The organism is Neobacillus drentensis (genome assembly GCF_021560175.1).
GTDB classification, from domain to species: domain Bacteria; phylum Bacillota; class Bacilli; order Bacillales; family Cytobacillaceae; genus Neobacillus; species Neobacillus drentensis_A.
The window spans coordinates 5,949,110-5,974,372 of record NZ_CP091110.1 but is presented as its reverse complement, the minus strand read 5'-3'; the positions used below and the strand labels follow the sequence as shown (position 1 = coordinate 5,974,372).

Genomic DNA, 25,263 nt, shown 5'->3' with positions numbered 1-25,263 from the left:
ATTCGTGAAAGGTGCCGAATTTGGTTAAAGGGGAATTAACGAATGACAGGAAATAATGGACAAGCCAGTACGAGAGAAGAATATAAAAAGGCGAAACAAGAGGCAGTGGAACAAACGAAAGCGGAAAAACCCAAAAAGACAGAAGCTGCACCAGCGCCTAAGAACGATAAACGAGTCCGGACCCGTTTGATTCCGATCTGGCTTCGTCTCGTTCTTTTATTGGCCAGTATCCTCATCTGCGTGATGGCGGGAGCAACGGTTGGATACGGGGTGCTCGGCGGCGGAAATGTGGGAGATGTATTTAAAGAATCAACCTGGACGCATATTATAGATCTAGTCGATAAGGAATAACAGGAAGGGAGTAATTGCCCTTCCTATTTCTATATAGTAGAATGGAATCAGTTACTAGGAGGAGGTACTAAGTATGTTGGATATTGAACAAATTAAAGAGATTATACCGCACCGCTATCCATTCTTACTCGTTGACCGTATTTTAGAAGTGGAAGAGGGAAAAAGAGCGGTTGGCATAAAAAATGTTTCAGCCAATGAAGAGTTCTTCAACGGCCACTTTCCTGATTACCCTGTTATGCCTGGCGTCCTCATTGTCGAAGCACTCGCACAGGTCGGGGCTGTTGCCATGTTGAAAAAAGAGGAAAACCGCGGGCGCTTAGCCTTTTTTGCAGGCATAGACAATTGCCGTTTTAAAAAGCAAGTTAAGCCTGGCGACCAGCTTCGCCTTGAAGTGGAAATGACGCGTCTGCGTGGACCGATTGGCAGGGGAAAAGCGGTTGCGACTGTTGACGGCGAAATTGCCTGCGAAGCAGAAATCACGTTTGCGCTTGGAGAGAAAAAAGAATAGGTTTGTAAGAACGGCTGAGATAAACTCAGTCGTTTTTTTGGGATAAAAGTAATCGGCTTGAGGGTACCCTAAGAAGGCAAAACAATTGCGAAAGGGGACCTTACTTTGACGAAAAAGCTTTTTCAATTACTCATTGGTTCTATCTTGTCTGGGGTAGTTTTAGTCGGCTGTAACAACAATGATGATAAAAATGCGCCAATCTCCGATAACAACATTCGGAACGATATCCAAAATCCTGCCGATAACAATCTAAGGGATGACAACAACGATAATCTGATCGACAACAATAATATCGACGACGATGACGTAAACGACTATAAAAATGATACAAACACTGACACTGATAAAGACCCTGCAAAAGATATGAACACGAAGCCAGAAGAAATCATTGAGGATGACATTGATCGAAATGACAGAGACAACAGAGATCGATAAAAAAAGGGACAGGCGTGCTGCCTGTCCTTTTCCTCAAGAAAATCCGTTGACCATTAGTGCCGCAGCTAAAGTAATCAGGACAATAATCACAACATAGACAAGAATGGCTAATATCGTAATGATCCAGCCTGCCACCTTACGGCCGGTTTTAATAAAATAAATCCCCAACGCTATCGGTCCGAAGATAAATCCTAATATGGCCCACAACCAGCGGCTTTTATTGTGCTTTGGTGCATCAATAAATAAAAAAATGGCAAATGCTAAACTAATAATAAACCCAATAAGACTTTCCAAAAAAATTTCCCCCTTTCGCCTCCTAATTTTAGTATCACTTAGAAATAGCCCAAAAGGCAACAAAAATTTACAAATATAGGTTGCTTTATGAAAGTGTGGATTTCTTTTACATAAGGCTATGTTAATCTTGAATGTTGATTTCCGCTCCAGGCGGCTTCGCTTTCCGCGGGCGTGCTGGAGCCTCCTCGGCGCACTTGCGCCTGTAGGGTCTCCCATTGCCCGTACTCCCGCAGGACTTTGAATTTGCATCCTCGAATCCGCCCACGCACGAAGGAAATGCGATAGCATTTTCGAGGAGTCTTCGCCGCCTTCCGCTCCAATCAACGTGCTAAAAATTCAACTATAATCTTTAACACAAACTTACATAAAAATAAAAAACCAGCCAGTAGCTGGTTTTAAGTATGCTTCACTTTAATTTTAGGTTTACTTTGCATTTTTTCTTTAAATTCTTTTAATAGATCAGGTCCTTTGAACCCCTTTTCAATGAGGCTGTCGAGCAATAACTCAGAATAATCACTCTTATTGCGGCGCATTTGGCCTTGGAATAGGACACTTATATGTTCTTCGAATCGAATGAGCGAGCAGATCTTAGTTTGAAAATAGGCAGGGGCGTTCTCCTTCTTGGTGATAACCGCTTCCAAAATAATGTCACGGTCCTCTTCAGAGATTTTTTTAAAATAATCATAGAGGGACAGGTTCGTATAAGCCTCAAGCAGCCACGTGGAGTGTTCATCTTCTTTGTTCAGAATCAAGCCATCCACTAATGGGATTTCCATTGAGTTTCCATCACCAACTACATCCAATGAGTATAACTTAAAAGATTTCATCGCTACCTCCTATTTATTTTTTTCCTAATTATAGCATATGTCGGGCAAAAGCGAATGTCGAAAACTTTTTGTCGAAACTTGGTTAATCTGGTTTATCGGGGAAAAAGGGGAGGGTCAATGACATAAACAGGGGAGATAAATGAAAATAGAAACAAAAACAACCATAATAATCATTTTATCGCCATTTTACAACAGTGTAACACTAACGCTATGATAAAACCATCAAATGGTGAAGGAGATGAAAGTATGATTAATCAAGTCACACTAGTTGGCCGGTTGACCCGGGATCCAGAGTTGAAAAAGACAACGGAAGGAACGGCTGTGACGCATATTTCCCTGGCGGTAAATCGACCGTTTCGTAATCATAATGGCGAGATTGAGACAGATTTTGTGCCGTGTACGCTTTGGCGGAAGGCAGCCGAAAACACTTGCCAATATTGTCGAAAAGGAACGGTGGTGGGCATTACCGGCAGACTTCAATCGCGCAATTACGACAATAAGGAGGGGAAAAAGGTGTATGTCACCGAGGTAGTGGCAGAAACGATTCGTTTTCTAAGTCCCAAGCCGCACGATGTTGTACCAGAGCAAAGAAAGGAGGAAACCGCCGTTGGGATATCATGAGGATGACCAGGGCAGTTTGGAGCAGCTGCTTGAAAGTTTAATTAAAATGGTTGGAAAAGCCAATAAAAATGTCGACAGCCTGCAGGTCCGGGTACGTCAGCTGGAATCGCTGATTCGGGAGCAGCAGATTGTCGTAAAGGAAAGCGACCCCTTAGAAATCTACCCACATCATCACCATCATTCTACTGACAAATTCCCTTTACATCTTTGAAATAGGTTTATCCCTTCGCGGCTCAGGCCAGAGCGAGAATTATTAGATAAACTGACCAGCTTGTGCACGACATGACTGTTATCCATGGCTAGACAGGTGATTTCCGCTATTGTTATTTCCATTCATATAAAAAATCAATCATTTCCCCGATCGTTTCCTCATTTTACGGCATCATGACAGATGCTGTTTTTTTTATGGAAAAGCGACTTTTCAGAATAATAAATGTATAGATATCAGCGCGGAGGGTAAACTAGTAGAAAAACCCCCCTGTTTTTTTAAAAAGAAGCCGCTGATCTAATGTCAGCGGCTTCTTGGTGTTACATTTTGTCTTTATGCCTTTTATTTACCTTTATGAACGTTGTAATCGTGTCGGAATAGAAACTTCTGCGTTTAGGGGGCATTAGGTGCAGCTCAATCAGTGCCTTTTTTAATTCAGGCTCATCCTGCATCAGCTGAAAAATCAGACCCACATCCGGATCTTCGAGTTTTTCCTTTAATACAAAGCCTGGTGCCTCCACATTTGGAAGCAGCTGGTTGAGCTCATCCACAAGATACTCCTTGTCCACCTTATAAATCTCCGCAAACCGTATGACTGTCTGGTAGTTGGGAATCGCTTTTCCAGTTTCGTAACGACTAATCGTGGACCGGTGCATCTTCATCATATCCGCAAGTGTTTCTTGCGACCAGTTTTGCTTATCACGCAGTTCTCTTAATTTTTCTGATAAAGCCATCTCTTTCACCGCCGTAAGAACAATTCATGTTTTTAACTTAACGGTTTAAAAGATGGAAAAGCCGGAATGTGAAGGTTGTGCACATTTGTTGCTGTGAAAATCATGCACAAATGGGGAAATTTTGTGCTTTTTGGAGGTTACTAAACAGGAGTTGCTGTTATTATTGTCGAATAATAAACTTTGATGTAAATTATTGTCATTACTGGAGGTTTTGTGTTTGGATAACATTACGATATTGATGTTTATTGGAGAAATGATCAGCAGTCAGGAAATACGAATTACGAGAAAACCAAGCCTTTACGATGCTTTCTTATTATCAGACAAGTCATTCCCAGCTTTCCCACCATCATTGAGCGAATCCTATCAGTCCATCCCCCTAGTGGAACAGGCAAACCTTTTAATCCATATTCAAAATTACCAAATCGCACTCTCCTATCAACAAAGTTCCTTGCAAATAACCAAAACCGGTGAAATTCTTTCAGAAGAAGAAGTTTTAGAGGTGTTTACCAACTTTATTGTAAGGGTAGCAGACAAAGTTACCTTTTTAGGCACCTCTCCCTACCGCAAAAAGCGGTCACAAAGAAAGAAAAAACAACGAATCCTCGCCGTAGAAAAGAAGCTAGAAGTAAGCCGCAGTTAGTGGTGCCTGTCACCATAAATGGTATTAACACTATATTAATCTATAATAGTAGAATAATTAGCCAGGCTGTCCAAGAACTGACACTGTTATGCCACAGAAAAGACACTTTCTCATTAAATAAGACAAATTGTGATACACTTTTATTGTGTTTGTAACAAAACTGTTACATTAGTCTGGTATAAATATAGTTAATAAGGAGGGAGAAAAGTATGCAAACGACAAGAAAGCGTATAATTCTCGTGTTACTTACAACTATGTTATGTGTATCGGGATCAATGGTTACATATGCACAAACAAACACTGAGGCACTACATAATGCACAAGCTCAACTCGAGCAGAAGCAACAAGTAGTAGAACAAAAAGTACAAGAACAACAAGCGGTTAATAAAGATATAGAAGATATTCAAAATGAATTAAAATCCATTTCCGATGAAATTGCCAACAACAGAGATGAAATGGCAGCTACACAGGAAAAAATCGACGCAACGAATAAGTTAATTGAAGAGAAAAAAGAAGAGATTGTTGCGATTGAGGATAAAATGCTTGCCCGGCAAGAAGTAATGAAAAAGCGGGCAGTAGCGATGCAGCAAAACAGCAACGTTAATTTAATTATTAACCTATTCTTCGAATCTGACAGTATTACAGAGTTCATCCAGCGTGCTAGTGCTGCTTCTGAATTAATTGATGCAGACAAGGATATTTTGATAGCGCAACAAGAGGATCTGAAGCAGATTGAGAAAGATAAAGCAGTAATTGATCAGCAAGAGAAAGTGTTAGAAGAAGATCAGAAAGCGCTTGCAGATCAGCAAGCGGCGCTTGACCAAAATATGCAAAAAAGACAACAAACATTAACCGTAATGCAACAGAAATATGCACAAGTTTCTCAACAAGTGGCAATGGCTCAGCAAGAGAAAGCTGGGATCGAGTCACAAATGAAGAACCTTCAAGCTGCGATACAAAGGGAGCAGGAAGAAGCGAAGGCACGTGCGGCCGCCGCAGCAGCTGCAGCAAGAGCGCGTGCAGCTACAGCTAGACCGATCGCTGTGCCAGTAGCAAATAAGCCAGCTTCGCAAGGTAACGGAACTTCACAAGTCGCTGCAGAAGGTAAAGAAATGTATGTAACGGCAACAGCGTATACGGCCGATTGCGCTGGCTGTTCCGGAATTACAACTACGGGGCAAAATGTTCGGGCAAATCCAAATATGAAAATCATTGCGGTAGATCCATCGGTTATTCCGCTTGGAAGCAGAGTTTGGGTTGAGGGCTATGGTGTAGCGATTGCTGGTGACACAGGCGGCGCCATTAAGGGCCACAGAATCGATGTATTAATGCCAAATAAAGCAGCAGCCCTTGCTTTTGGAAGAAAAACTGTAAAACTTGTCATCTTAAATTAAACGCCATTTAAGCGAGACTACTAGAATTAGATTACAATTTATTAACTTTAAAAGAGACCTAACCAATAAAACGGTTAGGTCTCTTTTTTTTTGGCGCCCTTTTTGGTGCCTGTCACCATTTGTGGTACTAACACCATAATAACAGTGATTTAGTTTTCCTCGCTGTTACTTTCCTTAGGAATCGTGGTTTGATTCCCTTTATTGATACTTTTAGAAATGATCGTGCCGTTATCTCCAATATTAATGGCACTGCCAATAATGGTTGAATTAGCGGTATGACTATTTTGATAAGTCGGTCCATAATTAATGTTGGCATTATTCGAAAGGCTGTCCACAATAAAATTTGTGATATTGATGAAGAAGCTCATTTGATCATCACCGTCCTAATTTCATCCTATTATGTACGATCAAGAATGATTGTCCAAAGACCTACTAATTTTCGAAAGAGGCTGAACTATGTAGAAGAAGGCTCTTTTCTAAACCATATTTTTGAATAGTTTAAAGATGTTCTTATATAGCTTAGAATTTAAACCTTAACTTTCCGTTAGGGTTTTTTCGTTTTTTTTTCCATTAATATGGATCGTTTTTGCTCACGGAATATAGATATCATTGTGTTTTGAAAAATAAACGGCAAAATTCCGTTTAAATTAGAAAATACCAACATTTCCTTAAAAATAAAGGGAGTTATTCCGTTTATTTTATCCAAATGATTGAATTTTGCCTTATTTAGAGCAGTTAACCGGAATATCTCCGCTTATACCGGCTTCCTAAGCTTCCTCCTTATACATTAGCCGGAAATTCTCCGCCGCAGAATTCTCAAACCTACAATAATAACAAAGGCATTCTACTTTCCATAAAAAAAATCCTTGCATTAGACCTGCGTATGAGGTTACTATTGTGGTAGTAACCAAATGAGCACTTCACTGAAAGGCAGGTTAGACTGTTGAATTTTAGAGTATATATATTAGCTATTGTGTCTTTTGTAGTAGGGATGGCGGAATTAATTGTCGGCGGTATCTTAGATATTGTTTCAAGCGGATTAGGCGTTTCCGTAAGTAAAGCCGGTGAACTAATCACCATCTATTCACTTGTTTTTGCGATTTCATCACCTGTCCTGTTAACGTTAACCGCAAAGGTTGAGAGGAAACGATTAGCGCTTATCACACTAAGCCTGTTTTTAGTGGGAAATCTTGTGGCCTTTTTAAGTCCCAACTTTCTTGTCCTTTTCCTATCAAGAATGATCTCGGCTGCGAGTGGATCATTATTAGTAGTACTTTGTGTAACGATTGGTTCTAGTATGGTAAAAGAAGAATTTCGTGCCCGAGCGATTGGGGTTATTTTTATGGGAATCAGCGGTTCCTTAGTATTAGGCGTACCGGCGGGACTTATTGTAGGGAATCACTTCGGCTGGCGTTCGCCATTTCTGTTCATTGCGATCCTTACACTTATTTCGATGATTGGAGTTTATTTTTTTCTGGGAAAAATCGAACCCAAACCGGTAATCTCGCTTGGCAAGCAATTAAAAACCTTAAAAAATTCAAAAATATTGTTTGCTCAACTAACGTCAGTCTTGTTTTTAACAGGTCATTTAACATTGTATGCTTATCTGACGCCATTTCTAAAAACAACCTTACATCTAGATTCAACATGGGTGAGTTTCTTTTATTTTATCTTTGGTATTTCTGCTGTCTTTGGCGGGGGACTAGGCGGCTTTATGGCGGATAAGTGGGGCTCCAAGAAAAGTATTTTGACGATTGTGGTGACCTTTTGCCTGGTGATGTTTGTCCTGCCAAAAGTTACTTTTTCTATCATCCTGTTTGTCATCGTGATGATGGTGTGGAGTATGTTAAGCTGGGCGATTACACCTGCGCAGCAAAACTATTTAATTGAGACCTCACCGGAGACATCTGATATTCAACAAAGTTTAAATAATTCAGCACTGCATGTTGGAATTGCTTTAGGATCCGTGATTGGCGGGATGGTGATCAATCATTATTCCGTTTTATATAACGCCTCTATTGGCGGGATTTTTGTCTTCATCGCTTTACTATGCGCCATTTTTTCGATTACACGAGGAAATGTGAGAAATAGAGAGGCAGAGCAAATATAAAGGAGGTGAACATGATTACAGACTTTGTAATCATGATCAAATGAGTGTTCATATTAATGCAAAACAAGGTGAAATTGCCGAAAATATTCTATTACCTGGAGATCCATTAAGGGCGAAGTATATCGCTGAGACCTTTTTAGAAGAGGTCCATTGCTACAATGAGGTTCGCGGTATGCTTGGATTTACAGGAATGTATAAAGGGAAACGAGTTTCCGTTCAAGGAACAGGGATGGGGATCCCTTCCATTTCGATTTATGTAAATGAATTAATCCGCGATTATGGGGTGAAAAACTTAATTCGGGTCGGCTCCTGTGGTGCCATTCAAAAGGATATTCATGTCCGTGATGTCATTCTTGCCATGACTTCATCTACGGATTCAAGTATCAACCGTCAAAATTTCCCTGGGATTGATTATGCACCATGTGCAGATTTTAAAATGTTAACCAAAGCTTTTGAAAATGGTACTCAAAGGGGCATGGACATTAAGGCGGGCAACGTGTTATCGGCTGACCTGTTTTATCGTGACAGCATGGAGATCGTCAAGAAGTTGGGAGATTACGGGGTATTGGCAGTGGAGATGGAAACAACAGCATTGTATACCTTGGCTGCCAAGTATGGCGTTTCTGCACTTTCTATTCTCACTGTCAGCGATCATATTTTTACCGGGGAAGATACCACAGCGGAGGAAAGGCAGACAACCTTTAATGATATGGTGGTTATTGCGCTAGAAACGCTCACAAAATAAAAGGCAGGGGAAATGCCCCCTCTGCCTTTCTTAATACCGCAACCGTAACAAAAGATGTTTAAATTCTTCATCCTTCATTAACTGATCTTCATATTTTTTTGTCACTTTTGTTAAGACGACATCATGGTAGAAAAACTCAACAAAAAACTTCACAAATGGCTTTGATTTTGTCAGCATCGCCTGCCAAGCATCGTTTTCAACACCAGCAAACAAAATCGTCTCTTCATCAATGATGATGAGGCGGTTTTTCTCTAATCTGCGGTGTTCTTCATTAGGCGACAGGATATGCAGGGAGGATAAAGTTGATGCTTGGACATCCCCGACAACAAGCGCCTCAACTTTTACGCCAGATTGTTCTTTTTCGATTAAAATAGGCAAAAATGCTTGGAAATCTTCTTTCCAAACGGAAATTTGAATCGAATGCTTCGCTTCTTGAAGAAGCTGTTTGCATTGGAGTTGAATCGAAGAATCCATCTTTAGACTCCAGACGCGATCATCCGAACGGTTGTTTTGATAGGTATTGTTTTTCAATTGACTTATATTTTCTTCAAATTCCTTGGTTAATTTTTCAATCACAAGATTTAAAGGCAGAGCGGTATAGAGTTTTTTCTTTTCGGAAACAGAGTCTAACACGAGACCTTTTTCAACCATCCGCGTCAGCACTTCATAAATCTTTGCCTTGGGAACGCCGGAATATTTAACAATGAGTGTGGCATCCAACGGCTCACTCGAAGACGCCAGAACTTCATATACCTGGCTTTCATATTGAGAAAATCCAAACTTTCTAAGCATTATTCTGACCTCTTTTTAAAAAATTGGAAACACTAAAGTAATCATAGGGGATAAAACAACGGTTGTAAAATATTTCTTATGACTGATCCGTCTTTACAAGAATAGTTACTACTGGTATAGTAATAAACCGTTGTTAAAAAATTATCCCTTATAATTGTAAGCGAATTCAGAAAAGAAAGACAGTATGGAGGAACTCGACTATGAAGTACATCATTGCCATTATTGGATTGGCAGTCGTTTTTGGACTAGCGTATCTGGCCAGCAATAATCGGAAACAGATTAAATGGAAGCAAATCTTCCTTATGATTGTGATTCAAGTGATTTTGGCTGCGTTATTATTAAATACAACCTTTGGTTTGGTTTTAATCAGAGGGTTTGCTGAAGTGTTTACTAAATTATTAGAGTACGCGGCCAGCGGCATCTCGTTTGTATTTGGCGGGCTTGCCAATAAAGGAGAAGCGCCGTTCTTTCTAACGGTATTGCTTCCGATTGTGTTCATTTCCGTCTTAATTGGTATTTTTCAGTATTTAAAAATTCTTCCTTTCATTATGAAAGCGATTGGTCTCGCTTTAAGCAAGGTGAACGGGATGGGAAAACTGGAATCATATAACGCCGTAGCTTCGGCTATCGTTGGTCAATCGGAAGTGTTTATCACGGTGAAGAAACAGCTGGGCCTGCTGCCTGCGAACCGTTTATATACGCTGTGTGCCTCGGCCATGTCGACCGTCTCCATGTCCATTGTCGGAGCCTATATGACCATGATTGAACCGAAATATGTGGTCACCGCACTAGTCATTAATTTATTTGGTGGGTTTATCATCACCTCGATCATTAACCCCTATTTAGTGGATCCTAGTGAGGATATACTGGTGATTCAAGAGGTGGAAAAACAAAGCTTCTTTGAAATGCTAGGGGAATATATTATCGATGGCTTTAAGGTAGCCATCATTGTTGGGGCGATGTTAATTGGTTTTGTGGCGTTAATGGCTGGAATTAATGACGTATTTGATCTGATCTTCGGGATTTCATTCCAAGAAATTTTAGGATATGTTTTTTCGCCGCTTGCCTTTATCATGGGTGTCCCATTTTCAGAATCAGTTCGGGCGGGCGGAATTATGGCAACCAAGCTGGTCACGAATGAGTTTGTAGCGATGATGGATTTAACAAAAATACAAGCTAGCTTTAGTTCACGGACATTGGGGATTATTTCCGTATTCCTTGTCTCGTTTGCAAACTTCTCTTCCATTGGAATTGTTGCCGGGGCCGTCAAAAGCTTACATGAAAAGCAGGGAAATACAGTCGCTCGTTTTGGGTTAAAGTTATTGTATGGCGCTACATTAGTGAGTGTTTTATCAGCAGTGATTGTAAGTATCGTTTTATAGAAAAAGAAGACCTCTATAATACGCATTGTATTTAAGAGGTCTTCTTTTTATGAGGGAAGGGAAGTTTTTTTGTGGAAATGTGTGATTTTAAAGTTAAATTTTCACAAAAAGTTCACGTTTCTAACTTGTTTATAGTAAAAAACTATCATATTGTAATGGTGAGGAGTCATTTGCTAGAGGATACGGAGGTGTAGTCATGTTACCAATTGAAAGGCAAAAACAATTAGTAACCTGGTTGAAAGAGGAAGGAACACTTTCGATAGCTGAAATCAGCAGGCGTTTAAATGTTTCTGAAATGACGGTATATCGGGATATAAAGCCGCTATTAGAGGAAAATAAGATTAATAAAACATCAGGTGGAGTTTCTTTAGTTTCAACTATTTCGCCCAATGCTTGTACATATTGTTTAAAGGAATTGAATAATCGGCAACCCGTCCAAATCATCACCACTCAACAAACAGTGGAGCAATTATGCTGCCCTCATTGTGGATTATTAAGATATAAAGATATTGAAAAAAATGTTTCCCAAATCATTTGCCGTGACTTCCTTCAGAATACAACCATCAGTGCAAAATTAGCGTACTTTTTATTTAACACTGATTTTAACGTAAACTGCTGCCAGCCTCAGGTATTAACATTTGATTTATTAAAAACCGCAGAGCAATTTCAAAAAGGCTTTGGCGGAACCATTCTTCGCTTTGATGAAGCAGTGCAAGAGATTGCAAGAAGAATGAATGGGGAGACAGACTGTGGGTGCTCTAAATAGAGAGGAAGTGCTTGATTGAAATGGATTAGAAATGGCAGTCTAGTTATTGCTGTCCTATATCTCTTTTTATTTATATATCCTTCATTTGCCTCTGCTCATGCTTACATCATTAAATCAACCCCTTATGAGAACGAAATAGTCAATCAAGCACCACAGAAGGTAATGATTCAGTTTGATGAGACGATCCAGCCGTCTTTCCATTCCATTGAGGTCTTTGATTCAGAAGGGAAGCGGATGGACCAGAAGAATGGGGGAATTGATCCCAAAAACCCTTCCATTATTGAAAGCAGTCTGGATGAAAATCTTCCTGATGGTACATACAGCGTCCAATGGAGGGTCGTATCCAGTGATGGGCATCCAGTTGAAGGAGTCATTCCCTTTCAAATCGGAAATGGCGACACTTCTCAAGACCATTCTGACAATCGTAATGAATCAAAAGGATATCTGCCTAAATGGGACCTTATTATGATACGGTGGTTTCAATATGTAAGTAATGCATGTTTTGTTGGAATACTCTTCTTTTACCTTTTTGTTCTGAATAAGGAATTGGTACAAGATCGAAAAGTTAATCATACTTTTAGTAAAATAATAAAACTTTCGTTTATTACGTTAGTCCTGAGTATTAGTTTGAGTTTGCCGCTGCAGGCAACCATTGAATCTGGTTTATCTTGGAACAAGGCCCTAAGTATCCCAGTGTTAAGTGAAATGTTATCATACACACAATTTGGGAAAACGTGGATGATCCAAATCGGTTGTTTGTTTTTCCTTTTAATCTTTACTTATTTCTTACTAAAGAAAAAGTTTAAACCCTTCTTAATTTGGATTTGTTTTATTCTTGGAATAGGATTGTTATTGTCAAAGTCGTTTACTAGTCATGCGGCTTCAACCACAAACGTGTATTTAACGATTTCGTTGGATTTTCTCCATTTACTATCCGCTTCGATTTGGATTGGGAGTTTAATGACTTTAATCGCGTTGATTCCTCTCAGCAGGAATGTGGATACAAAGAAACAATATGTAGATTCCATTCGTAGATTTTCAAAATGGGGCATCGTATTAGTTATTGTATTAACGATAACAGGGATAATCAGCAGTCTTTCGTACATTCCTAACGTGAAAACGCTCCTAACTACTAATTATGGTCGAGTACTGTCGGGTAAGGTGTTACTCCTTGTAATCATGATACTATTTGCAGCTGTTAACTTTGTAAAAGGAAAACAAAGCAGGGAAAAAGGATTGCCATCCACTTTATGGGGAGAGCTGATAACAGGGTTGATTGTGTTGGTACTTTCGGTTTTATTAACCAATCTGCCTTCTGCCATGCTCTCGCCTGGTCCGTATAAGGAAGCAAAGACAGGAAATCATGGAAGTTACATCACTTTGGAAGTAACCCCTAATATTATTGGGAAAAATACGTTCGTCTTATTTTTGAAAGATCAACAAGGAAGACCTATGAAGAATATTGAACAAGTCACGCTTACATTTACATCGTTAGATATGGATATGGGTGAGGATATCAAAACATTAATAAAAGTCCAGGCTGGCAAATACAAAGCACAGGGAATGAATTTCAATATGGCAGGACGTTGGAACGTTCATGCTCATGCCCTAACCAAAGATCTAGAAACAGTTGATACCGACTTTAAGGTCTTAGTTGGTAGTCAATAAGAATACAAGATAGAGGAGATAAGGAAATGAAGAAAACATTGAAAAAAATTTCCAAAGTAATTTTACCAACCGTGTTAGGATTATTTTTATTCTCAAGCGTTGCAAGCGCACATGTAACTGTCGTACCGAACACATCGACAACGGGAGCGTGGGAAACCTATACGGTAAAAGTTCCTGTCGAAAAAGAAATAGCAACCACGAAAGTTACGTTAAAAGCACCTGCCGGGGTAGAAATTATGTCGTATCAACCCGTCCCTGGCTGGAACTATACGGCTGATAAGGATGCAAGTGGAAAGGTAAAATCGATTACATTTGAAGCAACAGGAGCAGGGATTTTGCCTGGTCAATTCCAACAGTTTACCTTTGTCGCTAAAAACCCTGATCAAGCGACCGCGATTGCCTGGGATGCTTATCAGTATTATAAGGACGGCAGTATTGTTGAATGGACAGGTGACGAATCAGCCAAAACACCCCATGCAATCACACAAATTATCGCAGGAACTGCAACAGATGATCATCATGATGATCAAGCTGCAACAAAAGAGACTAGTAAAAAAGAAGTAGCGAAAACAGCTGATACTACGAAATCTAATTCCCTTCCTCTTATCTTATCGATTTTGTCTGTTATCCTTTCACTAGTGGCACTTGTCGGTGCTTTCCGTAAAAAATAATGAAACCAAAAAGACCTGTTTTTTCGTGAACAGGTCTTTTTTTCGTTTAATCGTGTTTATTTATTTGGTGGAGTGAGAGGATGGAGATGCACTTCTAGTTCATTCCTCTCATTAAAATTTGATGATTGACATAAATAAATAAACGTTATAAGATGTAATTCGTAACAATTACGATTTGTAGATTGCTATTAATCATCCATTATATAAAATAATTATTCACTTTAAATCGTAATAATTCCTGAATATAAAATACCTTGGAGGTAAATGAACATGAAAAGACTATTAGTCCCACTAGTTATTTTTCTATTAATCGTAAGTGGCTGCTCAAACACAGCTTCAACGAAAAGTGACAAAGCAAGTGATGGATCTAAAAAACTGCAAATTGTCACGACTTTTTATCCAATGTACTATTTTTCTAAAAAGGTGGCAGGCGACGCAGCAAACGTAGAATTATTAATACCAAATGGTGTAGAACCACATGATTGGGAACCGACAGCAAAGGATATGGCAAAAATTCAAGACGCTGATGTTTTTATTTACAATAGCCGATACTTTGAACTTTGGACTGAAAAAGTATTAAAAAGTATTAATGATTCCAACTTACAGGTTGTCGAAGCTTCCAATGGGATTAAATTGATGAATGCACTAGAATCAGAGGAAGGGAACGAGCATACCACTGGTAAAGACCCACACGTCTGGCTTTCTCCCGTTTTAGCTCAGCAGGAAGTGAACACGATTGCCAAGGCTATAGAACAGGCAGATTCTCGTCATAAAGATCAATATCAAAGAAATGCAACGGCTTTAAATTCAGAGCTGGCTGATTTGGACAGTTTATATAAACAGACGATTGATAAAGCCACGAAAAAAGAATTTGTTACACAACATGCCGCCTTTGGATACTTGGCAAAACAATATGGACTAACCCAAATTCCGATCGCAGGATTATCACCCGATGTTGAACCAACATTAGGGAAATTAACGGAATTAACCGAACTAACAAAAAAGAAAAATACAAAGGTTGTTTATTTTGAGGAAATGGCCTCTTCAAAAGTGGCGGAAACGTTAGCGAAAGAAATAGGGGCTAAAACGGAAGTATTAAATCCACTAGAGGGATTAACGAAAGAGGAGCAACAACAAGGATTAGACTTTATTGGTGTGATGAAAAAAAATCTGGATGCATTGAAATTATCGATTTTTTGATATAGAAAAAGAAGACCTCTAACATACGCATAGTATGGAAGAGGTCTTCTTTTTATTAACTAATCGCATGTAGCAGAAAATTAGTAAAGAACAACAGTGAAATAATCACGCTTGAAACCGTAATCTGTTTTGATTTATTAGAAAAAACTTTTACAAGCGGATAAGCGATAAATCCGAAAGCAATTCCATCGACGATACTATAGGTTAATGGAATCATAATGATCACCAGAAATGCCGGAAATGCTTCAGTAAAATCAGTGAAATCGATATTTACCACATTTTTCATCATCAATCCCCCGATAATGATCAGAATCGGAGTGATGGCGGCATCTGGAACTAATTTAATAAACGGCATGAAAAATAGCGATACCAAAAGGAGTGAACCTGTTACAACAGAGGTTAAACCGGTTCTGCCACCCGTCGTAATACCCGCCGCTGTTTCAACCGTTGAAACAGCAGGACTTGTGCCTAATAACCCGCAGACAATGGTTGAAATAGAGATTGCCTTTAATGACTTTTCGTTCTTTTCAGGTGCCTGAAGCATCCCATTCACTTGAGAATGGACCAGCCCAATATTTTCAAAGACGAGCACTAACACCAATGAGAAGACAGCCGACCAAAAAGGAAGGAAAGACCACTTGCCGAAATGACTGCTTAGGAAAACATCCTTATAGCTGTCAAAGGAAATAAAGCTAGTGTCCATCCCATTCATTGGAACAAGTCCAAAGAAATAGGAAACGATCGTGCCAAGGATAATGGTGATTAAAAAATTACCTGGAACTTTCTTCAAGAACAGAAATAGAGCAATGATCAGATTAATGATCGAAGCCAGCACCACAGGCGAAGATAACTCACCAAGGGACACAAAATTGGTCGGGCTCCCAGCCACAATTCCACTTTTTTGCAGACCAATAAAGGCAATAAACAGGCCGATTCCAACTGAAATCGATTCTTTTAAGGAATCGGGAATAGCGCTTGTTATGATGTTGCGTAAGTTGGTAAAGGCAACAATCACAAACAGAATTCCAGAAAGAACCACAGCCCCTAATGCCTCCCGATAATCCAGCCCTAACGAACCGACAATCGTGAACGTAAATAAGGCATTAATCCCCATTCCCGGAACGATAATCAACGGTACATTGGCGATAAAGGCAACCAATAAACAGCCGATAAACGAAGAAAGTACGGTGGCAATGATACCAGCCTCCAAAGGGATTCCGGCATCTTCCAAAATCTTTGCGTTAACGGCCAGGATATAGACAATGGAAAAAAACGACGTTAACCCTGCAATAACCTCCTTTCGAATAGTTGTTTCATGCTGCTTAAGCTTAAATACTCCCTTCATAATATTAATCACACTTTCGCGATTTCCCTCTCCCACCCGCATAAAGTTCATTTAGTTATATAACTTATGCCGAGGGATATTATAACACAAATTGGACTAGGATAGAGGACCAAACACATAAATAATCCAGCGGTGTGAGAAATGGTGACAGGCACCATTTCTCACACCGCTGGATTGGTTTGGACTTAAGCAAAGGAAGCTTACTAATATTTACCTTTTGTGTGAACCGAGATAAGACCAGCTGTCCACAGCAGGTCTTATCTCGGTTCATCCCTGATTAGAACATGGCTGCCCAGGTTTTCGGGCCGACAATTCCATCTGCGCCTAAACCATGGCTTCTTTGGAATGCTTTCACAGCCGCTTCGGTTTTGGGACCAAAAATACCATCGGCTGCAACGCCAACTCTTGCTTGGATCAGTTTTATATTATTGGTATCCGTGGAGCCCCTTTTGATCATGTGACCAGGGTAAGGACGATTTGATGTGCTGGCCACAGCTTCCAGTTTTGCCTTTGTCTTCGGTCCAACGATTCCATCGACAGCAAGCCCATGCTTTGTCTGAAAGGACCGGACAGCCGCTTCGGTTTCTTTGCCAAAATTACCATCTGCTCCATATTTCGGGAGCCTTTCCCCAGCTTTCATGAGATACTGTTGCAGTTTTTTGACATCTGGCCCATTATCGCCTAATTGTAACAAATGGGGACTTGATGTGGAGGAGGATGGTTGGTTCGTATGTGCGGCGGCAACCAGGGTAGGGTGAAGGGAATCATAATTGATGGCTTGACGAACAAATTCATCTCGATTGATGGATGTTCCAGGGCAAGTTTTACTTGCATGTTCGCGGTGGAACATGATTTGCGCCCCACAGGCTGTTACAAGATAATGCTGCAGCCTTAACATCGAATTCAACTGTGCGCCTTCTAACACATCATGACCGATGTCAAAGTTCCCTAACATCTCGGTCATAAAGGCGCCTTCGTTGTAGCCGACGATTCCTGCAGGTGTTTCATTAAAAGGCCTTCCAGTGACAAATAAACCATCTGGCATAAGGGTGACATGTTGTCCGATGTCATCCCAACCACGCGTGTTCACATGGTAATTCCGCATTGCCTGTTGTAGTTGGAGATGGTTCTTGCCGTTAAAATCATTATGACTAGGTTCCCAGGTATGGTGCACTTGCGTATATTTGTATTTCCGGCCTTTTAGCCTTTGAATTACCTGGTCAGCCGTGAGAATCTCAAATGCCATTCGTTTTCCACTCCTTCGATCAACATATGTTACACTATGCAATTTTGGGTGGGCGGTGCATGACTATTTTGCGTCCACACCGAGAAGCTTTAGACAAATGGGCAAAAAAAAGGTCCAGCTGACGGTCAGCTGGACTAAAAATTTATGTTTAAAAGGGGGTCATTTATGAAAAAGAGGTAAAATCAATTTCATAGGTTTATCTTACTCTCGATAGATGAACAAACTATGAACAAATCATTAAGGTTGTATAAAAATTTTAAACGGAGGTAAGGATGAGTGGGCTGGAAATCTCAATATAGTAAATAAATTATTACCAAGTATAAAAATAAGGTGGATTATAACTGGAAATAGTATATAATCATTTACTATATAGGAGGCCGCGACCATGCAGCAGGTAAGTAAAGAATATCTTGAGTTAATCCCGAATTTGTTTAAAAGCTTTCAGCGCTTGAATCAAAAAGCTAGCAGCTTAACGCATTTACAGAATCAAATCCTCGAGTACTTATTTATGTATCAACACCCCTTGGCGATAAAACAAATAAGTGAAGGCCTGAATGTCCCGAAACAGCAAATGACAGACGTGCTTAAACGACTATTTGACCAGGGACTGATTACGAGAAAACAAAATCAGAACGATAAAAGATCATTTGTCATCGAGTTAACAGAAGAGGGTAAAACCACACAGCAAGAAAAATGGTCAAAGGTCTATCAGAACTTTGTCAATGACCTGTCCAAATTAACTGGCGAAGAGCAGCTCGATCTCCAATACGCCCTCCATAAAGTGAACTTTCTGCTGAAAAAAATGGAGGAACGATAAATGACGATCAACTTACAATCCGTCCAAGCCACCATGCTCATCCCTCTTTGGGGCCGGGCAACAGCTAGTGAAAAGAATCCCGAGATCTTGTATGACAAAGAAGCAATTAATATTATTGCCGACTGTGAGGCCGATTTTACTGAAATTGCAAAGACATTTGGGGAATACGGCGGCATCAGCTATATTGTTCGGGCTCGTAAAATAGACGATACGATCACGGCGTTTATTAAGAAACATCCTCGGGCCACCATTGTGAACATTGGGGCAGGGCTTGATACGACGTTTTCCAGAGTGGATAATGGCACGCTTAACTGGTACAACCTTGATTTGCCTGATGCGATTGCTTTCCGCCGAACGCTGATTGCCGATACCCCAAGGAATAGCAGCATTGCTAAATCCTTTTTTGATGAATCGTGGTTTGAGGATATTATTTTTAATAAGGAAGATGGCATCCTATTTATCTCGGCCGGGGTTTTCTACTATTTTGAGGAACATCAGCTTAAAGGAATGTTTCGAAAAATGGCAGCACGGTTTCCTGGCGGCGAAATGTATTTCGATGCAGAATCGAAGTTTGCCGTAAAGATTTCTAACCGGACTGTTGAAAAAACAGGAAACAAAGGCGCCAAAATGTATTTCTATGTTAACAATCCGAAAGTATTAGAAGGCTGGTCGCCAAACCTTAAGGTTGTTTCGTGCGAATCGTATTTTAAAGGGATTCCGGTTAGCCGGGAGTGGGAGAGTGGAACCCGGCTCATGGTGCGGCTTGTCGATTTGATTAAGATGCTCAAGTTTGTTCATTTGCGGTTTTTGAAAAAATGAAGGAATTCGGACTGACTAAGTGGGAGCTTTTAGATTGGTGTCCGAATGCCAGCCGCATTCAGACCCCAAAAAGAAATGCAGGGGCCATGTCCGAATCCCCCAGCATTCCCATTATAATATTCCCTACCTTTCCTCATGAAAAAAACAATATTGATTCTTCCCATTACATTTTGCCACATACATAGCTTTATCCGCCTGCATTAATAAAGTCTCCGCATTCTCGCTATCTTTCGGATACAGGGACACACCAATACTGGCAGTGACAGACGTATGAAGCTGCTGGTTCACGCCCTGATTTACAACCTGGTTAATCACTTCATTAATAAGATCGGCAAGGTGTTCAGGGGAGTGGAGAATAATAATGAATTCATCTCCCGCAAATCTAGCCACCTCACCCTTTGACCCAACCGTGAATTTAATTTTTTCAGCCACTTCTTTCAAGAAGCGATCACCAGCTAAATGTCCATAGGTATCATTGACATTCTTAAAACCATCTAGGTCCATAAACAAGATAGCAAGTTCCTGATAGTCATGGGAGCTTAACCTGTTCCGGAAAACATCCATATACCAACGGCGGTTATATAATCCTGTTAAAGAATCAATATAAGCAAGGTCATTAAGTAAATTTTCATAGCGGTTAGGATGTGTTAATTCCTTTCCAATCGTTAGGATAGCAGGCTTACCTTCATAGATAATAGCTATCCCCGTGGCTTCTACTTTTACAATTCCTCCATCGACTCTTAATAACCGTTCTTCGATATAGCGGATCTCAGGGGAGATTTTTCCGATTCCTGCATCATATGGATTTTGCAATGCCCTTATAATGGCAGACAGCACCTTTTCCCGGTCCTCTGGATGAACCATATCCAGGATAGGCTTCCCAATTAATTCCCCGCTTGAAGTGGCTCCTAAAATTTTTTGAGCAGCAATATTGGTATAAACGATGATTCCTTCAATGTGAATGATGATGGCTTCTGGGAAAAACTCAATCAATTGCTGATAGCCATCATTCCCATGAGCAGAAAGTATGTCAAAATGGTTAGCCATGGAGATCTCCTGTACGTATAATTCTTTCTTGTCTATTGTATGGAAAGTAACTAAGATTTGTAAAATGATTTCTGTACTTAAGGGGAGGGAAAAATGGGCAGTTTGACCATTTCTACGCCGAAAATAACAGGTGGGGAGATTATCTTATATGCTCAAAAAAAGGTGCCCAAAAAATCGGACACCTTCATGATTCTACCCTAATATTCGTAAAGATTCTTGGACAAAGGCCGGGATATCATCCGGCTGCCTGCTCGTGACCAGCTGATTCTGGCACACGACCACCTCTTTGTCATGCAAATTTCCGCCGGCATTCTTTAAATCCACATGAATCGACTTGTACCCCGTGACATCGCGCCCCTCAAGCGTTTCCGCTGTAATCAGCAGCTGAGGTCCGTGGCAAATGGCGAAAACCGGCTTTTTAGCATCCATAAAGGCTTTCGCAAATTGGACAAACCGCTCGTCGGCCCGAAGAATATCCGGAGAAAATCCGCCTGGGATGAACAGGGCATCGAAGTCCTCAGGAGAGACCTCATCGATACTTTGGTCGATGACCACTTCACTCTCACCCTGTTTTCCTTTTACCGTTTTGCCCTTTTCCATTTCGATGGCGGTAACCTCATGCCCTTTTTCCTTAAAGGCCTGTACCGGTTCACTATACTCGGAATCCTCGAAATGATCTGTTACTAACACAGCAATTTTTTTGCTCATAGCAATCAACTCCTCTTCTAAGACTCCATACTAAAGTACCCTTTATCACAGTGATTGAAACGTAAGGCCTTACTTCTGTTTGAAGTAAGGCCTTGGTTTAGATGAAAAATTTAATGCCAATCAAGATCGCTTCTACTACAACTACGGCTAACAAAATGTTCATCTTTTGCGCGCTCTTCTTTTCCATTTTTTTTAAGTCATCTTTGCCGGCCATCCGGTTGGAGAGGATGTGGAGGATCTCCGTATGATGTTTACTCATGGATTCCATCTTTTCCCGCAGTAATTCGATTTCCGACTTGTAAGCTTCGAGCTGCTCAAGGTGTTGATGGGTTAAGGTCTCTAGCTGATAGATGACTTTGTTGATGAGTGCTTCTTCGCGAACGACCAGAATGGTATTAATCGACTCGGAATGTTTATGGAACATTTCTTTGTACGATTGCTGTAGCCGCTCCAGACGGTCTTCCATTTGCTGTATAGCTGTTACGTGGGCAGCTAGCTTTTCCTCTGCTTTCGCTAACTCTCCTTTTGTAAGGGCAACATACGCTTCATTTTGCTTCAAAAAATTCCGGTTGTTCTCGGCGGAAACGGTGAGATCTCGGGTAAAGGCGGCTATTTCGTTCGAAGCCGTGTCAATCACCGTTACAGCGTTTTCCAAGAGCTCCTTGTTACTGCTCTCTAATAAGTTCATTTTTTCTTTAAAATCACCGTAAAAAATGTCTTCGTTCAGCTTCTTTAATTCTTCAACAGCTTTTTCATATTCACTATTGGTCGGGAGTTTTGTGGTAACCATCTTCATGGCCTCCTTTGGTTAATGATTCGATCATGTTTTCACCGTCTTGCCGCAAAAGCTGCAAATAGTGGGCGGAAAGCCAGCGGTCTTCCGTCTGACCATACAGGAGATGCTGCTGCAGCTCTTCCTTATAATCCAGCCAGTACTTAATCAAATAGCCTTGTAATTGAGAGGCATGGTCACTGAACTGTTCCCACAATTGGCAGGCCTTCAGATAACGGGCTTTCAGCTCCGCTTCTTCCTTTTGATACGTGACTAATTGATTCTCAAGGGAGTTAATCTTGGTCCGGTATTCAAGCTTTCCGGCTTCAACCTCTTTTATGGCTTGTTCTTTTTGCCTAGTTAATTCCGTTAAGACTAACTTTAGTAAATGATTATAGTTTTGATACATCTCAGTCAGCCATTCATGTGCTTGTTCACGCATAGTGGACAAGGCCTTTTCATAGGTTGTCTTAAACCAGAAGGCATCAATTTTCTGCTCAATTTCAGGTAAAGGAGGCAGGAACGGAAGCTCTAAGGGTTGTCCTAGCTCAATGTTTGCATCACTAGCTTTCTGTTTGATCGTTAAAAGCGAGTTTCCTAACTCTCGTTCAGCCCAATTCTGTAATCTAGACACATCATAATTGATGACACTAGCTTTTTTATTATAGGGAGTATACTCAATAATATCATCCACTAATTCCCAGATGTGGTCAGAATCCATATTTTTAAGCTCAATCTGCTGTTGGAATTGATCAAAGCGATTAATATCGTTTAATAAGCGTTCCTCTAGTAAGTGGGCGTTCTCTTTTTCATGTTCAAGGATCGATGTTTGTTTGGTAATTAACAACTGATAGGGTTCCAATTGCTTTTCAACGTTTTCTAGCTCAGATTGCCGTACTTTTTCTGCTTCTTGGAAAAAATTCTTAAGACCGTTGAAGGACGTTTCATGGGAAGGTTCCAAGTGTAGTTGCAACATCCTCACGAGACCTTCCACTGATTTGGTCATTCCCGTTGTATAAGGGGCTTCATTTTTCCATTCATTAAACCGAACGGAGAAATCCTTTAGCGCCTTCAACACCCATTCATATCGTTTTTTATGGAAATCAATAAATGTAGGATTCATTTTTATCGTCCAACTCCTGCATTTCTATCTATCAAAATCAGATTACTAGATTATTTTAACATTTTTAAGGGGAAACAACTGATTATTTCTCAAAGATTCGGAAAATGATTTTTTACCGGGAAGAGAGGAGAGGGGTGGGAGCAGCTAATTGAAAAAAGGGGAAGCTAAGCTCCCCCTTATGGATCAGTCTTAATCATCATTTCGTTGTTCCGCACGGGCGTTTCCGCCTTTTTCGCCGATTTCCTGATAAAATTCTTTATCATGGTTCTCGGAAGTAGCTTCTCCGCCTTTTCGTCCGATTTCTTGGTAGAATTCTTTGTCATGATTCTCGGAGGTGGCTTCTCCGCCCTTCCGTCCGATTTCTTGATAGAAATCTTTGTCATGGTTCTCGGCGGTAGTTTCTCCGCCTTTCCGTCCAATTTCTTGATAGAATTCCTTGTCATGATTCTCGGAGGTGGCTTCTCCGCCTTTCCGTCCGATTTCTTGATAGAATTCCTTGTCATGGTTACGAGCAGTCGCTTCTCCGCCTTTGCGGCCTGCTTCTTCCAGTGTCATATTTCCTCTTTTTTCATTATCTTTGTTTGCCATAATAAAATCCCTCCTAATAATATTTGCTAATATTTGGAATTGCTATTTGACTTACGTCCTTTATGTACCCGTTGTCCTGATTCTCAAACCATTTTTGACAAAAGGTGCCCTTTTGACGATCTCGTTGTCTATTAAACATAGGATTTCTTCTTGTGAATAAAGAATAGTTAGGAAGGGGGATGAATCGATGAAAATTGGCAAGTTCGGAAAAGTAAATGGCTTGAGTATTGATACAATTAGGCACTATATGGAATTAGGTTTAATTGTCCCGGAAAAACGAGGCGGGCAATATGACTTTGATGACCGTTGCCAGAGTGATCTAGACCTTATTTTAGAGTTGAAAAAGATGGGCTTTCGTTTAAATGAAATGAAGAAGATTTTTCATTATAAAAACTTTGCTAAACTGACCGATTATGAAGTGGATTCGTTTTATCAATCTATTTTTTTTAAAAAGGTTCAGGAGTTGGACCAAGAAATAAAAACGCTGGAGGAAGCTAGAGACAGCCTGAAAGGGAAATTGGATCAATTAGCTGCGTATCGTCAAGGGCAAGGTGGTGTGCTTGGGGTCGATTTAACCGTACTAGATCTGCTGAGGTGTGTAAAATGCCGTGGACAGCTGACTCTTCAAGATGGAATAATCACGAAAAATCAGATCATCGAGGGGAAACTTTCCTGTGAGTGTGGGGAGGATTATCCGATTGAGTCAGGCGTTTTAAACGTTGGAAAACGAATGAAGCCCATTCCTACGCCGATAAATAATATTCCGAAATATATTCAGGAGACGGATTCTGTTTATCTAGAAAATTTCACCAGAGGATTGCATTGGTCAAAAAGGAAGCTGGATCAAGTGAATTTGTCTAAAAAGGTAATTCTTGAATTAGGGTCTGGGTCAGGTTTTTTTCTTCGAAATATTTATCAAGATTTACCGGAGGATGGTCTTTATATCGCGGTTGATCACAACCTCGAGCGGCATTTATTTTTAAAAAGGTTTCTGGAGAAGACTGGTTCGAAACGAAACATTCTGTTTATTTGTGCTGACTTTCTAGAACTGCCGCTGTCAAGTCATTCCATTGATGTCGTTGTAGACCATACCGGTACAAGTAATTATAGCTTTGAGCATGAAACGTTTCTGCTCCATGAAGTTGATTCTCTTAGTAAACCGGACGGTTATTTATTAGGGTCCTACTTAGTATTTAAAAATTTCAGTCCTAACAGTAAAATTGAAGCAAAATATCGAGATAACTTTACACTCGATACGATTCGGAAGAACATCGGCCAGTTAATGTATAAAGCGGTGGATGAAAGGATTTCTGAACCGGTTGATAAAGGCGGAAGGTTCGAGGATTTTTTTGTCCCGGGAGAAGAGATTTACTCCTATTCATTTTTGGGGAAAAGGTAGGGTGAACCCTATCTTTTATAAGTTTCTATATAAAAAATGATGAAAATGGGTTC

Annotated in this window: 29 protein-coding genes; 17 read left to right on the top strand and 12 right to left on the bottom strand. The window is 40.3% G+C overall.

Annotated features, from left to right (window positions below; all coding sequences use genetic code 11):
- Positions 1 to 42: 42 nt before the first annotated feature.
- The 3 genes from L1999_RS28205 (at position 43) to L1999_RS28195 (ending at position 1,294) form a co-directional block, all read left to right on the top strand.
- Positions 43 to 351: a DNA-directed RNA polymerase subunit beta gene (locus tag L1999_RS28205; RefSeq protein WP_235741540.1), complete on the top strand. Its 309-nt coding sequence runs from the start codon at positions 43 to 45 to the stop codon at positions 349 to 351.
- Positions 352 to 424: 73 nt separating this feature from the next.
- A complete protein-coding gene (gene fabZ, locus L1999_RS28200; protein ID WP_098527832.1) occupies positions 425 to 859 on the top strand; it encodes a 3-hydroxyacyl-ACP dehydratase FabZ in 435 nt (144 codons plus the stop codon).
- 105 nt (positions 860 to 964) lie between these two features.
- On the top strand, positions 965 to 1,294 hold the full coding sequence (locus L1999_RS28195; protein WP_235741539.1) for a hypothetical protein: 330 nt from the start codon (positions 965 to 967) through the stop codon (positions 1,292 to 1,294).
- 33 nt (positions 1,295 to 1,327) lie between these two features.
- Here the strand turns inward: L1999_RS28195 and L1999_RS28190 are convergent, their stop codons facing one another.
- The gene (locus L1999_RS28190; protein WP_235741538.1) at positions 1,328 to 1,588 is read right to left on the bottom strand and encodes a hypothetical protein; all 261 of its coding nucleotides are present in this window, start codon (positions 1,586 to 1,588) and stop codon (positions 1,328 to 1,330) included.
- 395 nt (positions 1,589 to 1,983) lie between these two features.
- The gene (locus L1999_RS28185; protein ID WP_235741537.1) at positions 1,984 to 2,415 is read right to left on the bottom strand and encodes a YwpF family protein; all 432 of its coding nucleotides are present in this window, start codon (positions 2,413 to 2,415) and stop codon (positions 1,984 to 1,986) included.
- A 246-nt stretch (positions 2,416 to 2,661) separates the two neighbouring features.
- Here L1999_RS28185 and L1999_RS28180 point away from each other — a divergent pair, with 246 nt between their 5' ends.
- Together L1999_RS28180 and L1999_RS28175 are read left to right on the top strand one after the other, a co-directional pair.
- Positions 2,662 to 3,036 carry a single-stranded DNA-binding protein gene (locus L1999_RS28180; RefSeq protein WP_235741536.1) on the top strand — a complete coding sequence of 125 codons (375 nt, stop codon included), beginning with the start codon at positions 2,662 to 2,664 and terminating at the stop codon, positions 3,034 to 3,036.
- On the top strand, positions 3,023 to 3,247 hold the full coding sequence (locus tag L1999_RS28175) for a hypothetical protein (RefSeq protein ID WP_235741535.1): 225 nt from the start codon (positions 3,023 to 3,025) through the stop codon (positions 3,245 to 3,247). Before L1999_RS28180 ends, L1999_RS28175 begins: the two co-directional genes overlap by 14 nt.
- Before the next feature lie 317 nt (positions 3,248 to 3,564).
- On the opposite strand, the gene L1999_RS28170 is transcribed toward L1999_RS28175, so the two are convergent.
- Positions 3,565 to 3,978, bottom strand: coding sequence for a helix-turn-helix domain-containing protein (locus L1999_RS28170; RefSeq protein ID WP_235741534.1), 414 nt, complete (start codon positions 3,976 to 3,978; stop codon positions 3,565 to 3,567).
- 217 nt (positions 3,979 to 4,195) lie between these two features.
- Here L1999_RS28170 and L1999_RS28165 point away from each other — a divergent pair, with 217 nt between their 5' ends.
- Both L1999_RS28165 and L1999_RS28160 read left to right on the top strand, forming a co-directional pair.
- Positions 4,196 to 4,618 carry a hypothetical protein gene (locus tag L1999_RS28165; RefSeq protein WP_235741533.1) on the top strand — a complete coding sequence of 141 codons (423 nt, stop codon included), beginning with the start codon at positions 4,196 to 4,198 and terminating at the stop codon, positions 4,616 to 4,618.
- 209 nt (positions 4,619 to 4,827) lie between these two features.
- The gene (locus L1999_RS28160) at positions 4,828 to 6,012 is read left to right on the top strand and encodes a 3D domain-containing protein (RefSeq protein ID WP_235741532.1); all 1,185 of its coding nucleotides are present in this window, start codon (positions 4,828 to 4,830) and stop codon (positions 6,010 to 6,012) included.
- A gap of 149 nt (positions 6,013 to 6,161) precedes the next feature.
- Here L1999_RS28160 and L1999_RS28155 read toward each other — a convergent pair whose 3' ends face one another.
- Positions 6,162 to 6,380 carry a spore germination protein gene (locus tag L1999_RS28155; RefSeq protein ID WP_235741531.1) on the bottom strand — a complete coding sequence of 73 codons (219 nt, stop codon included), beginning with the start codon at positions 6,378 to 6,380 and terminating at the stop codon, positions 6,162 to 6,164.
- A gap of 575 nt (positions 6,381 to 6,955) precedes the next feature.
- Between L1999_RS28155 and L1999_RS28150 the strand changes: the two genes are divergently transcribed.
- Complete coding sequence (locus L1999_RS28150) at positions 6,956 to 8,122, top strand: MFS transporter (protein ID WP_235741530.1); 1,167 nt, start codon at positions 6,956 to 6,958, stop codon at positions 8,120 to 8,122.
- 40 nt (positions 8,123 to 8,162) lie between these two features.
- Positions 8,163 to 8,867 carry a purine-nucleoside phosphorylase gene (deoD, locus tag L1999_RS28145; protein ID WP_215045599.1) on the top strand — a complete coding sequence of 235 codons (705 nt, stop codon included), beginning with the start codon at positions 8,163 to 8,165 and terminating at the stop codon, positions 8,865 to 8,867.
- Positions 8,868 to 8,897: 30 nt separating this feature from the next.
- Here deoD and L1999_RS28140 read toward each other — a convergent pair whose 3' ends face one another.
- On the bottom strand, positions 8,898 to 9,659 hold the full coding sequence (locus tag L1999_RS28140; RefSeq protein WP_235741529.1) for a TrmB family transcriptional regulator: 762 nt from the start codon (positions 9,657 to 9,659) through the stop codon (positions 8,898 to 8,900).
- Between the two features lie 200 nt (positions 9,660 to 9,859).
- Between L1999_RS28140 and L1999_RS28135 the strand changes: the two genes are divergently transcribed.
- The 5 genes from L1999_RS28135 to L1999_RS28115 all read left to right on the top strand — a co-directional run bounded on the left by L1999_RS28135 (position 9,860) and on the right by L1999_RS28115 (position 15,346).
- Entirely contained in the window at positions 9,860 to 11,041 is a 1,182-nt protein-coding gene (locus L1999_RS28135) for a NupC/NupG family nucleoside CNT transporter (protein ID WP_235741528.1), read from the top strand.
- A 196-nt stretch (positions 11,042 to 11,237) separates the two neighbouring features.
- Positions 11,238 to 11,807 carry a DeoR family transcriptional regulator gene (locus tag L1999_RS28130; protein WP_235741527.1) on the top strand — a complete coding sequence of 190 codons (570 nt, stop codon included), beginning with the start codon at positions 11,238 to 11,240 and terminating at the stop codon, positions 11,805 to 11,807.
- A 15-nt stretch (positions 11,808 to 11,822) separates the two neighbouring features.
- The gene (locus tag L1999_RS28125; RefSeq protein ID WP_235741526.1) at positions 11,823 to 13,475 is read left to right on the top strand and encodes a copper resistance CopC/CopD family protein; all 1,653 of its coding nucleotides are present in this window, start codon (positions 11,823 to 11,825) and stop codon (positions 13,473 to 13,475) included.
- Between the two features lie 26 nt (positions 13,476 to 13,501).
- Complete coding sequence (locus tag L1999_RS28120; RefSeq protein WP_235741525.1) at positions 13,502 to 14,146, top strand: YcnI family copper-binding membrane protein; 645 nt, start codon at positions 13,502 to 13,504, stop codon at positions 14,144 to 14,146.
- A 270-nt stretch (positions 14,147 to 14,416) separates the two neighbouring features.
- Positions 14,417 to 15,346, top strand: a complete 930-nt coding sequence (locus tag L1999_RS28115) for a metal ABC transporter substrate-binding protein (RefSeq protein ID WP_235741524.1) — start codon at positions 14,417 to 14,419, stop codon at positions 15,344 to 15,346.
- Between the two features lie 55 nt (positions 15,347 to 15,401).
- On the opposite strand, the gene L1999_RS28110 is transcribed toward L1999_RS28115, so the two are convergent.
- Positions 15,402 to 16,691, bottom strand: a complete 1,290-nt coding sequence (locus L1999_RS28110) for an NCS2 family permease (RefSeq protein ID WP_235741523.1) — start codon at positions 16,689 to 16,691, stop codon at positions 15,402 to 15,404.
- A gap of 277 nt (positions 16,692 to 16,968) precedes the next feature.
- On the bottom strand, positions 16,969 to 17,937 hold the full coding sequence (locus L1999_RS29735) for a peptidoglycan recognition protein family protein (RefSeq protein WP_275677281.1): 969 nt from the start codon (positions 17,935 to 17,937) through the stop codon (positions 16,969 to 16,971).
- Positions 17,938 to 18,322: 385 nt separating this feature from the next.
- Between L1999_RS29735 and L1999_RS28090 the strand changes: the two genes are divergently transcribed.
- Together L1999_RS28090 and L1999_RS28085 are read left to right on the top strand one after the other, a co-directional pair.
- On the top strand, positions 18,323 to 18,754 hold the full coding sequence (locus L1999_RS28090) for a MarR family winged helix-turn-helix transcriptional regulator (protein ID WP_235741522.1): 432 nt from the start codon (positions 18,323 to 18,325) through the stop codon (positions 18,752 to 18,754).
- Entirely contained in the window at positions 18,755 to 19,573 is an 819-nt protein-coding gene (locus L1999_RS28085) for a class I SAM-dependent methyltransferase (protein WP_235741521.1), read from the top strand. It abuts the gene before it with no gap.
- Positions 19,574 to 19,696: 123 nt separating this feature from the next.
- Here the strand turns inward: L1999_RS28085 and L1999_RS28080 are convergent, their stop codons facing one another.
- The 5 genes from L1999_RS28080 to gsiB all read right to left on the bottom strand — a co-directional run bounded on the left by L1999_RS28080 (position 19,697) and on the right by gsiB (position 23,778).
- Positions 19,697 to 20,620 carry a sensor domain-containing diguanylate cyclase gene (locus tag L1999_RS28080; protein ID WP_235741520.1) on the bottom strand — a complete coding sequence of 308 codons (924 nt, stop codon included), beginning with the start codon at positions 20,618 to 20,620 and terminating at the stop codon, positions 19,697 to 19,699.
- A 192-nt stretch (positions 20,621 to 20,812) separates the two neighbouring features.
- Positions 20,813 to 21,328: a type 1 glutamine amidotransferase domain-containing protein gene (locus L1999_RS28075; RefSeq protein ID WP_235744490.1), complete on the bottom strand. Its 516-nt coding sequence runs from the start codon at positions 21,326 to 21,328 to the stop codon at positions 20,813 to 20,815.
- Between the two features lie 97 nt (positions 21,329 to 21,425).
- Positions 21,426 to 22,118, bottom strand: a complete 693-nt coding sequence (locus L1999_RS28070) for a hypothetical protein (protein WP_235741519.1) — start codon at positions 22,116 to 22,118, stop codon at positions 21,426 to 21,428.
- Positions 22,090 to 23,223: a coiled-coil domain-containing protein gene (locus tag L1999_RS28065; protein ID WP_235741518.1), complete on the bottom strand. Its 1,134-nt coding sequence runs from the start codon at positions 23,221 to 23,223 to the stop codon at positions 22,090 to 22,092. Before L1999_RS28065 ends, L1999_RS28070 begins: the two co-directional genes overlap by 29 nt.
- 189 nt (positions 23,224 to 23,412) lie before the next feature.
- Positions 23,413 to 23,778 (bottom strand): KGG domain-containing protein, encoded by a 366-nt coding sequence (gene gsiB / locus L1999_RS28060; protein WP_235744489.1) that lies wholly within the window; start codon positions 23,776 to 23,778, stop codon positions 23,413 to 23,415.
- A 220-nt stretch (positions 23,779 to 23,998) separates the two neighbouring features.
- Here gsiB and L1999_RS28055 point away from each other — a divergent pair, with 220 nt between their 5' ends.
- On the top strand, positions 23,999 to 25,210 hold the full coding sequence (locus tag L1999_RS28055) for a methyltransferase domain-containing protein (protein ID WP_235741517.1): 1,212 nt from the start codon (positions 23,999 to 24,001) through the stop codon (positions 25,208 to 25,210).
- Positions 25,211 to 25,263 lie beyond the last annotated feature (53 nt).